This is a genomic window from Streptococcus himalayensis, assembly GCF_001708305.1.
Classification (GTDB): Bacteria; Bacillota; Bacilli; order Lactobacillales; family Streptococcaceae; genus Streptococcus; species Streptococcus himalayensis.
Window position 1 is genome coordinate 1,031,856 of sequence record NZ_CP016953.1, and the last position, 16,000, is coordinate 1,047,855.

The following is a 16,000-nucleotide window of genomic DNA, read 5'->3' on the forward strand; positions in this document are numbered from 1 at the left end:
GAGAAGAGAGTGGAGGCAAACCCTCCTCCTCTCTTTTGTATCTTGTAGAAAAAGCTTGTACGGCTCTTTCTATCTATGCTATAATGATTGAAAAACAAAAAAGAGGATCATCATGACAAAATTATATGGAAGTTTGGAAGCTGGGGGTACAAAATTTGTTTGTGCCGTTGGTGATGAACAGTTTGAATTAGTGGAGAAAACGCAATTTCCAACAACGACTCCTTATGAAACGTTGGATAAAACGGTTGAGTTTTTCTCACGATTTGAAAATTTAGCGGGTCTTGCAGTGGGCTCCTTTGGACCGATTGACATCGATCCCAATTCGACGACTTATGGCTACATCACGACAACCCCAAAACCTCACTGGGCAAATGTGGACATTGTCGGTGCCTTGCGAAAGGCCTTGAATGTGCCGATTTACTTTACCACAGATGTGAATAGCTCTGCTTATGGGGAAGTAATTGCTCGTAAGCGTAAGGGATCACATGTGGACAATCTTGTCTATTATACGATTGGAACAGGGATTGGAGCTGGTGCCATTCAGCGAGGAACCTTTGTCGGAGGTGTCGGTCACCCAGAAATGGGCCACTACTACGTTGCCAAACATCCGATGGATGTGGAAAAGGAATTTAACGGTGTTTGTCCCTTCCATAACGGCTGCTTGGAGGGCTTAGCTGCTGGACCAAGCTTAGAAGCTCGTACAGGAATTCGTGGAGAGAATATTGAGCTTAATAGTTCTGTTTGGGATATTCAAGCTTATTACATCGCTCAGGCAGCCATTCAAGCAACAGTAACTTTCCGACCAGATGTCATTGTTTTTGGTGGTGGTGTCATGGCACAGGAGCACATGTTACATCGTGTTCGTGAAAAATTTACCTCTCTTTTGAAGGGGTATTTGCCAGTGCCAGATGTGCACGATTATATTGTCACTCCAGCTGTGGCTGGCAATGGTTCAGCGACACTTGGAAACTTTGTCCTTGCAAAAGAAGTGGCAGACAAACTCGCCGATAAGAAATAAGAAAATTCTCGTATGAAGGAGTATTCTTCATGCGAGTTTTCTCTCTATTTTATTGTATAGAAAGGAAGAAAAATGATTCGTCCGATTGTGAAAGATCCTCTATTTTTGCAACAAATCTCTCAACCAGCGACACAGGCAGATCTCACGCTGGCAAATGACTTGGTGGATACTTTGGAGGCACATAAAGATGCGTGTGTAGGACTTGCGGCCAATATGATTGGCGTTCAAAAACGGGTCATTGTCATCCGTTTGGGTCTATTCCCTTTAGTCTTATTTAATCCTGTTCTCAAGGATAAAAAAGGGCCTTATCAGGCAGAGGAAGGCTGTTTGTCCTTGGCGGGTACGCGTACTACCACACGCTATCGGGAAATTGTGGTGGCTTACTATGACCGTCATTGGCAGAAACAGGAAATAACCCTGACCGATTTTCCAGCACAAATTTGTCAGCATGAGCTGGATCATTTAGAAGGAATTTTGATTTAAAACAGGTCTAGGCAAAGAGTTGACTTGTAACTAGCAGCCACCAAAAAGCGCATGGAATCAAGGATTTGGAAAACTTGACTCTATGCGTTTTTTTAGATGTACAGAATTCTGTCTCGTTTCTTTTGTGTCTGAAATCGTTCTCATAAGAACTTTTTTCTTGACTTTTCTATTGAAAGTGCTAAAATTGTTCTCATGATAACGAATTTGGAAAGGAAGATGACCATGACAACAGATCCACTTCAGGAGTTTAAGCAACTGTCTCATAAAATGGGGACGGTTTTTCATACCCTTGCTAAGGAATATGATATGAATCTATTAGCTGGACCGCAAGGGCATGTCTTGCATTATTTGGCCCTGCATGACCAAGAGGAAATCTTTATCAAGGATATTGAACAAAAGATGAAGATTTCAAAATCTGTAGCTAGTAATCTCATCAAGCGTATGGAGAAAAACGGCTTTGTCGTTGTCGAGCCGTCAACGATTGATAAGCGAAAGAAAATTGTACGGCTGTCGGATTCAGCTCGAGAAAAAAGTAAGCGTATGGGAGATTTTTGGGCGGAGTTGCGCAAACAGTTGGTCGAAGGAATTGCAGAAGAAGATTTACAAATTCTCTCTAAAGTCATTCGACAACTCCATCAAAACTTAGAGAAGATTGAACAAAAGGAGAAAGAATGAGTAAACTATTTAAACGCTTAAATAGAAAAGAGTGGTTGATGATTTTGGCCAGTATTGCTTTTGTGTGCTTGACCGTCTGGTTGGAATTAGAAGTGCCGAGCTATATGTCAGAAATCACCAAACTTTTGCAATTACCAGATACGACTACTTCGGACCTCTGGGAACCGGGCTTAAAAATGTTGGGTTTGTCCTTGGCTAGCTTTGCCAGTTCAGTCATGGTGGGCTTTATGGCTTCGCGTTTAGCAGCAGGATTTACAACCCGTTTGCGGAAGGATATTTTCCACCGTGTCTTGGATTATTCAGATGCAGAAATCAAGCGGTTTAGCATTCCTAGTTTACTGACACGGACAACGAATGACCTTACCCAGATTCAGCTTCTATTTACCATGGGCTTGCAGGTGGCGACTCGTGGGCCGATTATGGCGATTTGGGCCTTGAGCAAGATTGTTGGGAAATCCAATCATTGGTTGTGGGCAGTGCTTGTGGCAGTTTTGATCAATCTTATCATGATGGTCTCGCTTGTTACTCTCGCTTTTCCCAAGCAGACAATCGTTCAAAGATTAACGGATAAGCTCAATAGTATTACTCGCGAAAGTTTATCTGGTATTCGGGTTGTCCGTGCTTACAATGCTGAAGCCTATCAGAATGAAAAATTTGCTCAAGCAAATCAGGAGTTGACAGGGATCAATCTATTTGTCAGTCGAATGATGGCTCTCATGCAACCTGTTATGATGACAATTTCGAGTGGCTTGAGTTTGGCTATTTATTGGATTGGAGCCTATCTTATCAATGAAGCAGAGTTGATGGACAAATTGCCTATTTTTAGCGATATGGTCGTTTTTATGTCCTATGCCATGCAGGTTGTCATGGGCTTTATGATGATGAGTGCCTTGTTTATCATTTTGCCTCGTGTCTTGGTATCGACCAAGCGGATTAACGAGGTCTTGGAGTTGACATCTTCCATTACTTCGCCTCAAGTGTCGCAAGTGGGACAAGAAAATGTAGACCAAATTGTCTTTGAAAATGTAACCTTCCGCTATTCTGATACGTCAGAGGCGGTTATTGAGCAGATTAACTTTACCGCCAAAGCAGGTGATACGGTGGCCTTCATTGGCTCAACAGGTTCTGGAAAATCAACCTTAGTCAATCTGCTTCCACGTTTTTATGATGCGAGTGAGGGGCGGATTCTGCTCGACGGCGTTGATGTGAGAGACTACAGTGAGGCGGATTTGCATGCCAAAGTCGGCTATATTCCGCAAAAAGCTGTTTTATTCTCAGGGGATATCCGTAGTAATATCGACTTTGGGGAAAGCAAGGAAAGTCCACTCAGTGATCAAGCGATTTGGGAGGCCTTGGATTTGGCACAGGCCAAAAGCTTTGTTGAGGAAAAAGAAGATGGTCTTTCTTCCCACGTTGCCCAGTCTGGAAGCAATTTCTCAGGTGGTCAGCGTCAGCGCTTAGCTATTGCTCGTGCCCTTGCTCGTAAGCCTGAAATCTTGATTTTTGATGACTCCTTCTCAGCACTGGACTATCGGACGGATCGTACTCTTCGGGAGGAACTCGCAAAGCGTACTGCTGGTATGACCAAGTTGATTGTTGCACAGCGGATTTCAACGATTATGGATGCGGATCAAATCTTGGTGCTTGACAACGGAAAAGTAGTCGGTCAAGGAACCCATAAAGAATTACTTGCACAGAACGAAGTGTATCAAGAAATTGCTTACTCACAATTATCGAAGGAGGAATTGGAAAATGGAAAATAAACAAACTTCTTTATTGAACCAGATGAAGCCCTATACCAAAGGATTCCAAGTTCCTTTTGTCGTTGCGGTGATTGGAGCGATTATCTCAAGCATTATCACGGTAATTGGTCCTGATAAACTTAGCGAGATTACAGACTTGATTACCAAGGGCTTGATGACGGGAATTGATACGGATAAGGTGTCAGAAATTGCAATGACCCTAGCTATTTTGTACGGAATTGGAGCGGTGGTTAACTACGCTCAAGCCTTTACCATTTCAACAATTGTTCAGCATTTTTCAAAACGGTTGCGGACGGCGATTGCAGAAAAAATCAATAAGCTTCCTCTCCGTTATTTTGATAGTCATTCGCAAGGGGATACCTTATCTCGTGTCACCAATGATGTGGATACGGCTAGCCAATCCCTCAACCAAAGTTTGGGGACGGTTCTTTCTTCTAGTATTCTCTTGGTAGCAGCCCTCATTATGATGTTTAAAACCAATGTGACCTTATCCTTTGTCACCATTGCTTCTGTCTTGTTTGGCTTTGTCTTTGTTGGTATTATCATGGGGCGTGCAAAGGGCTTCTTCAAAAGTCAGCAGACCAATCTTGCTAATGTAAATGGCTATGTAGAAGAAATGTACTCTGGACATTCGGTGGTTGCTAGCTATCATGCGGGTCGTACTGTAAAAGGGCAGTTTGAAATGCTCAACCAAGCACTCTACGGCAGCATGTGGAAATCTCAGTTTATTTCTGGGATTATGATGCCCATGATGATGTTTATTGGGAACTTTGGTTATGTCATGGTTGTGGTAACAGGAGCAGCCTTGACACTAAATGGTCATGCAACCATGGGAACGATTGTGGCCTTTATGGTCTATGTCCGGATTTTCTCTCAGCCTCTTTCTCAGATTGCCCAAGGTTTGACAGTCTTACAATCAGCTAGCGCTGCGATGGGTCGTGTGTTTGAATTCTTGGGTGAGCCTGAAATGGAGGTGGACAGTTATAAGGGACAACAGCTCAGGGCAGTAAAAGGCGATGTCACATTTGAGCACGTTTCGTTTGGCTATTCTGCTGATAAGACCATTATCCATGACTTCTCCGCAACAGCTAAGGCTGGGCAAAAAATTGCCATTGTGGGACCAACAGGAGCTGGAAAGACGACCATTGTCAATCTCTTGATGAAGTTCTATGACATTGATCAAGGCCGTATTTTGATTGACGGGATTGATACCAAAAATATGAAACGTTCTGAAGTTCATGATGCCTTTAGTATGGTCTTGCAAGATACCTGGCTCTTTGAGGGAACGATTAAGGAAAATCTGATTTACAACCAAAGCCATGTTTCAGATGAAGCGGTTATCGAAGCAGCCAAAGCAGTCGGAGTTCACCATTTTATCATGACCTTGCCGAAAGGCTACGATACCCTGCTAGATGATACGGTAACCTTATCTGTTGGGCAAAAACAGTTGCTAACCATTGCACGTGCCTTGTTGAAAAATGCTCCCCTTCTGATCCTTGATGAGGCAACCAGCTCTGTTGATACACGGACAGAGGAATTGATTCAGAAGGCAATGGATAAACTGATGGAAGGCCGTACGTCCTTTGTCATCGCTCACCGTCTATCCACTATCCGAAATGCGGATCTCATCTTAGTCATGAAAGACGGCAATATCATTGAACAAGGCAATCATGATGCTCTGATGGCACAAAATGGATTCTATGCCAACCTTTACAACAGCCAGTTTGTCGAGGAGTAGAACCTTTCGGTCAAACTGCTCTTTAGAATAGAAAGCGAACTAGATTTAGAAACTGATGCTACTTTTGCTATTAAATTTGGAGCGTAGCAGTTTGATAATTCAACAATAAAAGAGTTAAGCCACTAGTTCTAGGAACGTTAGGTTTAACTCTTTTTCTTAGGGATAGCAAAGCATACTCTATTTTGGATATGTAATACTCATCCAACATCAAGGTTAGCATTTTTGCGACTTGCTTAGATGGTTCAAACGCAAACGAGCTATTTTTGATGCCTGTACTTTTCATCTGCTAAAAATCACCCTATTTGACTTATTTAAACCGTTTCATTTTTAAGCAAAAATAAATATCCGTACATCTGATGTGACCCACAAAAGTTAGATTAAAATCTAACAATAGAGAGGTCGGTACAATCAAATGGCTATTTTTGAAATTACATGAGTATAAACAGAGGGGATTTGAAAGTTTTATACTAGACTTGTTCGGCAACTCGATTTGCTAATTTTAAACCGTAGGTCTCTGAACTGCTTATATTTTGAAAGTGAAGGTTTCTAAACAAGTCTACTATCTATTACAAATAGGAAGTATGGTGCCTGCTTCAAATCATGTTAGAGAGTATTAGAGTGATAAGGATGCCTAGCGACCCAAGACAATAACCCCATCAGAAAGCATTATTGTTAGGTAATGTCTTCTGATGGGGTTTTCTGTTAATCAATTTTCATTATAGAAATTGTTATTCTTCCTCAGTCTCTCGTGGACGGACGACAATTCTATCGTTTGAAGTAGTTTCTGTTTCTTTTGTTTCAGTGGAAGAAGTTGTAGTCTCCTCTGTTTTTTCAGAGGAGTTAGAAGTACTTGCTTCTGTACTGCTTTCTTCGATTTCCTGAGAATAGCTAGGGTAGGTTGTATAGGTATTATAATTTGTCCTAGCATTGTTTAGGAACACATAGGAACCACTGCGATAGAGGCCAGCTGGCATTTCCCAATCGTAGGTTCCTCCGGCAGATAGATAGCTCATCATCGCTCTATACACATCTGTTGCTACTCTAAGCCCGTCATCTAAGACAGGGGTTAGACGATTGGAGTAACCTGTCCATACAGCCATTGAGTATTGAGAAGTATAGCCAACGAAGGATTCGTCAGGAGTTACAATAGAAGAATAGCTGTAATTTTTTGTGAGATTAGGAAGGTCGCTATCAGAATAATTGGATGTTCCCGTTTTTCCTGCTTGGAAAACGCCTGCGATGCTAGCTCTTGTCCCTGTACCAGCATAGAGAACGGTTTTCAACATGTCCGTCATCATGTAGGCAGTCGTTTCTTTCATGGCACGAGTTCCAGAGTCTGTAAAATCTTTTGATGTGCCATCGCTAAAGATGATTTTATGAACATATTGAGGTTTATAGTAGATTCCACCATTAGCAAAGGCTGCATAGGCAGCTGCCATTTTCTCGCTGCTAGCACCGTATTTACGGTTTGATTCGGTTGTGTTGCTTGAAATGGCATTGGCATAAACCATAGATGGGTAATCAATTCCCAGTTTATTGAGGAATTTAAGGGATTTATCCAATCCAACATCGGCTAGTGTCTTAACGGCTGGAATATTTCGGGATTCTTGGATAGCTAGTTGCATAGTGATATTTCCGAAATAGCGGTGATCCCAGTTGTAGACAGGAGTTTTAGTCCCTGGATAGTTATATGGTGCATCGTTGATATAAGCGGCTGTGGAGTCGTAAACGCCATGTTCTAACGCCGGTCCATAGTCAGTGATAGGTTTCATGGTTGAACCAAAGTCACGGTTGGTTTCAACAGCTTGGTTGGTCCCGAAGGAAACGTTGGTTGCTTGGTTTCTAGCACCGAGTTGGGCGATGACTTTTCCGTTCGTTACGTCAATAACGGTAGAAGCGACCTGCATTTCATCATCTGGATAGGCTACGTAATCGTAAGTATTGTAGATATTCCAGAGACGCTCTTGTGCTTCGCTGTTGACGTTGGTATACACCTCCATACCAGTAGTTAAGAGATTGTAACCTGTTTCTTCTTCAACCTGGTTAATCACTTCTTTTAAATAGTTGTCCATATAAGCTGGATAGGAAGTGGCTGTTTGTAGAGGCTGAAGGCCGTCAGTTACAGGCGTATTGATGGCTTGTTCATACTGTTCAGCATTTATGTATTTGAGTTCATACATTTCCCCTAGTACCAAATTTCGGCGAGTTTGAGCGGCTTCTGGCTGTGTATAAGGGTCGTATTGGTTTGGAGCTTGGGGCATTCCAGCAAGAAGTGCAAGCTGGGGAAGACTGAGGTCTTTCAAGTCTTTTTGGTAGTAGGCCTGTGCAGCTGTTTGCATACCGTAGTTTCCATTTGACATATAGACTTTATTGATGTAATAAGTCAAAATTTCTTGCTTGGTCGCTTTTCTTTCTAGCTGCATGGCAAGCCAAGCTTCCTGAGCTTTTCGGGAAATGGTTTGGTCTGCTGTTGACGTTGAGAAATAGGTCAACTTAATCAACTGCTGGGTGAGGGTAGAGCCCCCTTGTAAGCCACCTTTTTTGAGGTTGTTAATGATAGAACCAAAGATACGCACAGAGTCCAGTCCACGATGGTCAAAGAAACGATGGTCTTCGATGGCTACAATAGCGTGAACCAAATCTGTTGGAATCTCGTTTGTGGCAGCATTCACCCGTTTTTCAGCGCCTAAGTCCGCAATCAATTGGTCATCACTATCGTAAATCTTGCTGGATGTTGTAGCAATCAACTTACTTTCTGACAAGGTCGGAGCTTTGACCGCATAAAAGAGGAAGAGAAGGCCGCCGATAACAAATCCAACCATAAATAAGGCTATTAAGCCAGAAATGGCCAATTTCAAGCCAGTTAGTATCGATTGTTTATGAATCATGTTTACCACCTAGTAAATTTTCTTTAATAATGTCAAGATAAGGGATGCTTGGAAAAGCAGCCGGAGCAATCAAGTAGCCGTGTTCTTGGATATAGGTCAAGGGCATGGATTTTCCTCCTTGATCAATCTTGAAAAATGCTATCAAATAAGAAGCAGGTAAGAGATAGGTTTCTTTCAAACTAGAAAAATGAAGTAGAACGAAACAAATGCCTTTTTGGGCTAAAACCTGTTCCATGTGCTCAATTTGATGGACATGGAAATTTTTCATAGGCATGGAGTGCTTTTGTCTAGTCTCTTTTGCTTCAAAGTCAATGTAGTGTCCTTGATAAACCCCCGAATAGTCTGTTGTAGAGGCTTGACGAAAGTAGGCTTCGACAATCTTAGCACGACTTCGTTGTGGATAATCCACCCGCACGATTTGTATCGGTGTCGGTTTTTTATGGATGACAGCGAGCCCCCTACTTAGGTAATATTGGTTGGTTTCGTTTATCATTTTTTCAAAAGACATCCCACGATTCGCGAAATCAACCGCCTTTGTTTGAGAAGTATGTTTTTGAATCTGTGGACGAATTTTATGTGGATAGTTGACCATGGACCTCCTTATTGGTACAATAACATCACTCTATTATATCATAAAAGAGGAAGAAATGGAGAAATAAATGTCTAGTATCTTGATAAGTGGCTACCGGGCTTTTGACTTAGGAATCTTTGATGAAAAGGTCCCGCAAGTAAAGATTATCAAAAAAGCCATCGAACGAGACTTGAAGAAGTTTTTAGAAGAAGGGGTAGAATGGTTGATTTTTACAGGCAATCTAGGTTTTGAAGTGTGGTGCTTGGAGATTGCCAAAGACTTGCAAAAAGAGTATGATTTTCAAATTGCAACCATTTTTATCTTTGAAAATCAAGGAGAAAATTGGAATGAAGCCAATCAAGCAAAATTATCTTTGTTTAGGCAGGTAGATTTTGTGAAATCTGCTTATCCACGCTATGAAAATCCGAGTCAATTTCGAGAGTACAACCAATTTTTGATCCATAATACGGATGGTGCCTATCTATTTTATGACGAAGAGCGAGAAACAAATCTGAAATATTTACTAACAGTGATGAAAGAACAAGAGGATTATTTCATTAAAAAATTAACATTTGATGATTTAAATGACCTTGCGGAAAATTTTTCCTAAATTTAAGAGTTTAACCTTGATTTTTGTTCTTGTTTTTTTATATAATGGAAGTATTGAACGAGAATGGAGAGACAAATGGCAAGTATTATTTTCACAGCAAAGGATATTTTTGATCAGGACTTTAAAGTTGGTGTTAGAGGCTATAATAAGGTCGAAGTGGATGAGTTTTTAGACGATGTAATCAAGGATTACGAGACTTATGCTGCTTTGGTTAAAGAATTGCGTGAAGAGAATGCTCGCTTAAAGGCAGAATTATCTGAAACACCAAGCTCAGAGCCAAGCCCCGTTGTACCGATCGTTGACCCGCTTCAGGGAACAACGAGTATGACCAATTTTGATATTTTAAAACGCTTGAATCGTTTGGAAAAAGAAGTGTTTGGCAAACAGATTTTAAATAGTGAATTTTAAAAATTTACTCATCAATTAAAAAACGTACAATTTTTGGATAATCGCATGGGAGCTTCCTTCCCATGAGGAAAGTCCATGCTAGCACTGGCTGTGATGCCAGTAGTGTTTGTGCTAGGCGAAGACATAAGCCTAGGGACGAGAAATCGTTACGGCGATTGAAAGAGCTAAGTCATTTGATAGGCTCAAGTAGATCTGAAAGTGCCACAGTGACGGAGTTTTTGTGGAAACGCAAAAAGTGGAACGCGGTAAACCCCTCAAGCTAGCAACCCAAACTTTGGTCGGGGCATGGAATGCATGGAAGACGAACGTAGCATTCTGACTGGAAACAGTAGACAGATGATTATCGAAGGAAATGGTACCTAGTCATTTCTGGAACAAAACATGGCTTATAGAAAATTGTGCATAGGTTGGGGGCTGGGACTTGTCGCAGCTCTCCTTTTTATGAAATGAAAAAGGGAGAGAAGAAAAGAGATTGTTTTCTCCCTTTTATATATTGAGGCTAAAATGAAAAATAAATTTGAAATGCTAGCAACGGCTGCAGCTGGTCTAGAGGCTGTTGTTGGACGTGAAATAAGAGAGCTTGGGATTGACTGTCAAATCGAAAACGGTCGTGTTCGGTTTGAAGGTGGTGTCAAGGAAATGATTGTGACCAATCTCTGGCTACGGTCGGCAGATCGGATAAAAATTGTGGTTGGCACTTTTCCAGCCAAGACGTTTGAGGAATTGTTTCAAGGAGTGTTTGCTCTTGATTGGGAACATTATCTTCCTCTAGGAGCAAAATTTCCCATTGCAAAGGCCAAATGTGTCCGCTCTAAACTTCATAACGAACCCAGTGTGCAAGCCATTTCTAAAAAAGCAGTGGTGAAAAAATTGCAAAAGCACTATGCAAGACCAGAAGGTGTACCTCTGATGGAACATGGTCCAGAATTTAAGATTGAAGTTTCTATCTTAAAGGATGTAGCAACGGTGATGATTGATACGACAGGTTCTAGCCTCTTCAAACGTGGCTATCGGACAGAAAAAGGTGGAGCTCCTATTAAAGAAAATATGGCTGCAGCGATTTTGCTGCTGTCCAACTGGTATCCAGATAAACCACTGATGGATCCGACCTGCGGTTCTGGAACCTTTTGCATTGAGGCTGCGATGATGGCCTTGAATATAGCACCAGGCCTATCTCGTAGTTTTGCCTTTGAGGAATGGCCATGGGTAGATGGGAAGCTTTTTTCTTCACTCAAAGATGAAGCAAGAAGTGCCAGAAAGTCAGATATAGACTTAGATATAGTAGGGTCAGATATTGATGCTCGAATGGTTGAGATTGCATGGCAAAATGCTCGTGCAGCAGGTGTTGAGGATGTCGTTTCCTTTAAACAAATGCGTTTGCAGGATTGGAAAACAGAGAAAATTAACGGCGTTGTGATTTCAAATCCGCCGTACGGAGAACGCTTGCTAGATGATAAAGAGGTGACGCGACTTTATCAAGAAATGGGACAGATCTTTGCTCCTTTGAAAACATGGAGTAAGTTTGTGTTGACGAGTGACGAACTATTCGAAGAAAAATATGGCCAAAAGGCAGACAAAAAACGAAAACTTTATAATGGTACACTCAAGGTTGATTTGTATCAATATTTTGGAGAGCGTGTTAAGCGGCCAATTAAAGAGAAAGGATAAGCACAATGGACGAAAAAGATTTGAAAAAAGACCTGGAATCCACTTTAGATTTTGAAAAAGCAAAGAAGATGACAGTGGGTCAAGCCATGCGTAAAAATGAGGAATTCGAAGCGGGTGTGAAGCCAAATGACAATGTTTTAGATAAATATATCAAGCAACACGAAGCGGAGATTGCAGCTGGGAAGTTTGATACCAAAGTAATTCAATCCACTCCTGTTGAGGAGGTTGCTGAAACAGCGGCTATTTCTGATATGATTCAAACTGTTCGAGAAGAAATCACAACACCAGTGATAGATGAGATTGAAGTGGAAGAGGATGATGACTTAGTTGTTCTTCCTTTCTACAAGAAAAAGCGGGTCATTTATTCAGCGGTGGGAGTTCTTCTTATAGCTTTGATTGGAGGGACTGGTTATTTAGCTTTGAACAAAAATCAAGCAAAACCAGCGACGACGGCGACAAGTACGACTTCTTCATCCAAAGAGCAGTCATCTTCATCCAGCACAGGGCAAACAGCCTTGAAAGAATTCAACGACCTTTATGATTCTTTCTTTACAGATGCGAACAAACTAGCCTTAAAAAATAGTAGTTTTGGGAACTTAGATCAGTTGAAAGCTGCTGTTGAAAAATTAAAGGATAGTTCTGAATACACGGCTGCTAAGGCTAAGTACGATAGTCTGGTCAAGCAAATTTCAGCTGTTCAATCAGTTAATTCTCAGTTTGAAACGCCAGCTATTACAGACGGCGTATTGGATACGGATGTAAGAGCGAAAAGCGATGCTCAATTTAAAGAGGAAAATACTGGAAATGCTGACTTGGATAAAGTCCTTCAATCAGCCATTAGCCTAGGGCGTAGTCAACAAGTGGCAACCCCAGCACCTCAGACAGAAACGGTAGAGGTAGCAGCTCCAGCACCAGTTCAGCCAACTCCAGCACAGCCAGCTCAGGAAGTGGTGCCAAGTCAAGTGCAAATTCCAGGAATTCCTGTTAGCCCGATTGCCCCTGTTGCAAATATGCAGCGTCATCTCAGTCGCGTTCCTTACAATCAAGCTGCCATTGATGATGTCAACAATCCAGCTTGGGTCTTTAATCCGGGAATTTTAGAGAAAATCCTAGAGACTTCTCGCCAACGCGGCTATATCAAGGGGAATGATTATATTATCGAGCGTGTCAATATCGTGAACGGCAATGGTTATTACAATCTGTTTAAGCCAGATGGAACTTATTTGTTTAGTATGAACTGTAAGACAGGTTACTTTGTCGGTAATGCCAAAGGCCATGCCGATGCCTTGGATTATTAGTCTATTTTGAATAAAACCACGGAGGATGAGTCATAGAACTTGTCCTCTTTTTTGCATTTCAAAGCGATACTCGTCAACAATCAAAATCTGACGTCGTTATACTGAATAAAAATCAAAGTTAGTAATTTGTAACCGCTCCATAACGAGGTGTATTAAAAAAGTTCCAAAGTCTTGATTGACTCTGGAACTTTTCTATTTGCAACGGTAAATAAGCCTCTAGAACCTCCTTTTTTGCGAGTGACTCCTCGTTTGGAAGATGTTCCAGAAGATAAGTCATATATTTCTCTGAATCAAGACCATGCCTCTTAGCTGTCTCCAGTAAACTCAGAATGATAGCTGTTGACTTGGCTCCCTCAAAACTTTGAGAAAACAACCACCTTCACTTTTGTATTTTTAAGCTCAGGCTGAAAGAGTTCACTGGACTCTTTCACTCCTACCCATGACCAAGGACTTAATAGCGCGTTCTGCTACATTATTGGATAGAACCAAGCGGCTATCTTGAAGAACTGCCTTGAATAGTTCTTCATATTTAAGGCTATACTCTATCGCACGACCAAGTTTTGATCCAGGTAAAATAGATTGATTGCGGCACCAGTCGAAAAACTCATCCATCAAAGGGGCTAACTCTGCCTGGCGTTTATGTAGTCGCTCTTCAGTAGAGAGGTCAACCCAGTCATTCTCCAAGGCAAATAGACGGTCGCAATAGGCTAATCCCTTGGCACCCAAGGAAGTCTTGTCTGCCTTCTTAGGAGTGGCCTCAAAAAAGATCTTCTGACATGAGCCCAACAACCAACTAGCTGAGCTTGTTCTAACTGTCGATAGGCACTCAGCGGTTCGCAGTTAACCAAGCTTATCCTCACTTCGTTCCTCAAGCTTGGACTGCTATCGCATAGGCAGAACTAAGGAACTAAAGTTCCAAGTTACTGCCGTAACATATCACAATGTACATAGCCTGTGTAATCTCCAAGAAACTCCTTCACAACCAAGCCACTCCGCCCTTTATCGTGATGATAAAGAGTGATGCCCTGTTCTTCATGCTTGCCAGATAAGAAGGTCCAGTAGAAGGTCAACTGGCTATCATTTTCCAAGACCCTATAAGAAGTCTCATCCGCATGGAGAACAGGCTGTTCTAGTAATTTCTCGTGCAGAAGGTCATAAATCGGCTCGAAATAATACTGACTAGACTTGATGTGCCAGTTGGCGATTTCCTTCCGTGTGATGGGCAAGACAAGCTTGTTCCAATCCTCTTCCTGGCGGTAGTTGGGGACCTTCAGATTGAACTTCTGATGAATGGTGTGGGCAATAATGGAGGCTGACCCCAAGCTATGGGCCAGAGGTGCCTTAGGAACAGGAGCCTTGATAATTTTATCGCTAAGATTGTTCTCGCTACACGCCTGACACTTGTAAGCGTGTTGGACATGGTCAATTCGCTTCAATTGTGCAGGAATGAAGACCAACTCTTGCCGTTGGACGGTTGAACCAATTTCTTTCAACTGACCATGACAGTCTGGACAAGTGCAGTCTTCGCCTTTTAGTTCATGATGAACCATCTCCGGAGTAAACTGACTGAAAACAGCCTGACGAACTCCCTTGGTTTTCTTACGTTGATAGGTAATCGTTTCTGTGTCACCTGGGTAAGTCAGCGTCTTCTTCAGGAAGTGGTTCTTCTTCAAAGAGACTTAGCTGACCAGTTTGATGCACAACCTTTTCTGATGACTTGCCATAGAGCTTTTGTGTCAGATAAGCCACCTGTTCACGAAGGAGGGTCAACTCATTGGTCAGGTTATCAATTGTAGAAGCCTGTTGTTTAATAATGGCTAATAACTCTTCCATAGTTTTGCCCTCCAGTTTTCTTTATTATACCGAAAAGAAAGCCATGATTTCAATAGAAATCACGACTTTTTGTAGATTTTATTTTAGGACTTATCGAAAATCCCTTCATCAGCCAGTCTACTTGCTCGGAAGTTAGGGCTTTTACCTCATGTTCATCATTAGGCCAAGTGAGTTTGCCATTTTCAAATCGCTTGTAAAGCAACCAGAAACCTTGTCCATCCCAGTAAAGAGCTTTGAACCGGTCTTTGCGACCACCACAGAAAAGAAAAACTTGACCAGAAAAGGAATCTAATTCAAATTGACGTTTAACAAGATAAGCCAGCGAATCAATCCCCTGTCTCATATCGGTTTTGCCACAAACCAGATAGACCTGCCCTAAATCACTGAGTCGGATGCTCATAAGCAAGTACCTTATCTAAAATAGTTTCCAGTGTTTCTTGATGAAGAGATTGGAACAAGCTTAGTTCAACTTTTCCAATACGCATTTTCATTACCAGATCATTTCTGGATTTATGAGGAAATCGACGAGATTGTGGTGTTTTCAAGGGAACAATAGGTTGTGACATCAAAATAGCCTCCAGTTCTGTTTTCTGATAACAGTATACTAGAGGCGTGGAAAATATCATAGACACCTCGTTATTGGGCGGTTACAGTAATTTTGCGACTTTCTTAAATGTTTCCTACTTCTTTTTTTGTCACTGTTCTTTTCATTTACTGAAAAAGTATTCTGTTTGACTTACTTAGCCCACTTCATAGCAAAAAATAAATTTTTATATATGGTAGTAGCTATTTTTGAAATTAAATGAGTATCACTCTGCTTCAACAGTCCACCGGACTGTGGAAGGTTGGAAATAAGGATTATGGAATAATCTTCAGCGTAACCTTTAGTTTTATCTGCGATTTTTAGGACACAAGCTAGGTTAGTTTTATCTATCACCTTCTACAATTCTCAATTGTGGAACCTAGCAGATTTTGATGTTTATAGAGTATGAACAGAACTTTTCTATGTTAGACGTATCAAAACAAGTGGATGGCATAAAATAGAAT

14 protein-coding genes, 1 other RNA gene and 2 pseudogenes are annotated in these 16,000 nt (G+C 41.5%); 10 read left to right on the forward strand and 7 right to left on the reverse strand.

What is annotated here, in order from left to right; genetic code table 11:
• The first annotated feature begins 112 nt into the window (after nt 1–112).
• The 5 genes from scrK to BFM96_RS04915 all read left to right on the forward strand — a co-directional run bounded on the left by scrK (nt 113) and on the right by BFM96_RS04915 (nt 5,677).
• On the forward strand, nt 113–1,018 hold the full coding sequence (gene scrK, locus BFM96_RS04895; protein WP_068991071.1) for a fructokinase ScrK: 906 nt from the start codon (nt 113–115) through the stop codon (nt 1,016–1,018).
• Between the two features lie 72 nt (nt 1,019–1,090).
• Nucleotides 1,091–1,501, forward strand: coding sequence for a peptide deformylase (locus BFM96_RS04900; RefSeq protein WP_068991075.1), 411 nt, complete (start codon nt 1,091–1,093; stop codon nt 1,499–1,501).
• 222 nt (nt 1,502–1,723) lie between these two features.
• Nucleotides 1,724–2,176 (forward strand): MarR family winged helix-turn-helix transcriptional regulator, encoded by a 453-nt coding sequence (locus tag BFM96_RS04905; protein WP_068991078.1) that lies wholly within the window; start codon nt 1,724–1,726, stop codon nt 2,174–2,176.
• Nucleotides 2,173–3,939, forward strand: a complete 1,767-nt coding sequence (locus BFM96_RS04910; protein ID WP_068991081.1) for an ABC transporter ATP-binding protein — start codon at nt 2,173–2,175, stop codon at nt 3,937–3,939. The genes BFM96_RS04905 and BFM96_RS04910 overlap by 4 nt, the downstream gene beginning before the upstream one ends.
• Entirely contained in the window at nt 3,929–5,677 is a 1,749-nt protein-coding gene (locus tag BFM96_RS04915) for an ABC transporter ATP-binding protein (RefSeq protein WP_068991084.1), read from the forward strand. The genes BFM96_RS04910 and BFM96_RS04915 overlap by 11 nt, the downstream gene beginning before the upstream one ends.
• Before the next feature lie 728 nt (nt 5,678–6,405).
• Here the strand turns inward: BFM96_RS04915 and pbp1a are convergent.
• Complete coding sequence (pbp1a, locus tag BFM96_RS04920) at nt 6,406–8,562, reverse strand: penicillin-binding protein PBP1A (protein ID WP_068994193.1); 2,157 nt, start codon at nt 8,560–8,562, stop codon at nt 6,406–6,408.
• Nucleotides 8,555–9,157 carry a Holliday junction resolvase RecU gene (gene recU, locus BFM96_RS04925; protein WP_068991087.1) on the reverse strand — a complete coding sequence of 201 codons (603 nt, stop codon included), beginning with the start codon at nt 9,155–9,157 and terminating at the stop codon, nt 8,555–8,557. The genes pbp1a and recU overlap by 8 nt, the downstream gene beginning before the upstream one ends.
• A gap of 67 nt (nt 9,158–9,224) precedes the next feature.
• Here recU and BFM96_RS04930 point away from each other — a divergent pair, with 67 nt between their 5' ends.
• From BFM96_RS04930 to BFM96_RS04950, 5 genes are all read left to right on the forward strand, one after another.
• Entirely contained in the window at nt 9,225–9,746 is a 522-nt protein-coding gene (locus BFM96_RS04930; RefSeq protein WP_068991088.1) for a DUF1273 domain-containing protein, read from the forward strand.
• A 75-nt stretch (nt 9,747–9,821) separates the two neighbouring features.
• Nucleotides 9,822–10,154, forward strand: a complete 333-nt coding sequence (gene gpsB, locus BFM96_RS04935; RefSeq protein ID WP_068991091.1) for a cell division regulator GpsB — start codon at nt 9,822–9,824, stop codon at nt 10,152–10,154.
• A gap of 29 nt (nt 10,155–10,183) precedes the next feature.
• Nucleotides 10,184–10,548: RNase P RNA component class B (gene rnpB / locus BFM96_RS04940), an RNA gene on the forward strand.
• Nucleotides 10,549–10,658: 110 nt separating this feature from the next.
• Nucleotides 10,659–11,822 carry a THUMP domain-containing class I SAM-dependent RNA methyltransferase gene (locus BFM96_RS04945; RefSeq protein ID WP_068991095.1) on the forward strand — a complete coding sequence of 388 codons (1,164 nt, stop codon included), beginning with the start codon at nt 10,659–10,661 and terminating at the stop codon, nt 11,820–11,822.
• Nucleotides 11,823–11,827: 5 nt separating this feature from the next.
• Entirely contained in the window at nt 11,828–13,120 is a 1,293-nt protein-coding gene (locus tag BFM96_RS04950) for a cell division site-positioning protein MapZ family protein (RefSeq protein ID WP_068991097.1), read from the forward strand.
• A gap of 118 nt (nt 13,121–13,238) precedes the next feature.
• Here BFM96_RS04950 and BFM96_RS11450 read toward each other — a convergent pair.
• From BFM96_RS11450 to BFM96_RS04975, 5 genes and pseudogenes are all read right to left on the reverse strand, one after another.
• Nucleotides 13,239–13,950, reverse strand: a pseudogene (locus BFM96_RS11450) (IS66 family transposase); the annotation flags it as partial.
• A gap of 102 nt (nt 13,951–14,052) precedes the next feature.
• Nucleotides 14,053–14,793: pseudogene (locus BFM96_RS11455) on the reverse strand (IS66 family transposase); the annotation flags it as partial.
• Nucleotides 14,747–14,953, reverse strand: coding sequence for an IS66 family transposase (locus BFM96_RS04965; protein ID WP_068991099.1), 207 nt, complete (start codon nt 14,951–14,953; stop codon nt 14,747–14,749). The pseudogene BFM96_RS11455 and the gene BFM96_RS04965, both read right to left, overlap by 47 nt.
• Before the next feature lie 49 nt (nt 14,954–15,002).
• Complete coding sequence (gene tnpB, locus BFM96_RS04970) at nt 15,003–15,353, reverse strand: IS66 family insertion sequence element accessory protein TnpB (protein ID WP_068991100.1); 351 nt, start codon at nt 15,351–15,353, stop codon at nt 15,003–15,005.
• Nucleotides 15,334–15,519 carry a hypothetical protein gene (locus BFM96_RS04975; RefSeq protein WP_068991101.1) on the reverse strand — a complete coding sequence of 62 codons (186 nt, stop codon included), beginning with the start codon at nt 15,517–15,519 and terminating at the stop codon, nt 15,334–15,336. The genes tnpB and BFM96_RS04975 overlap by 20 nt, the downstream gene beginning before the upstream one ends.
• Between the last annotated feature and the right edge of the window lie 481 nt (nt 15,520–16,000).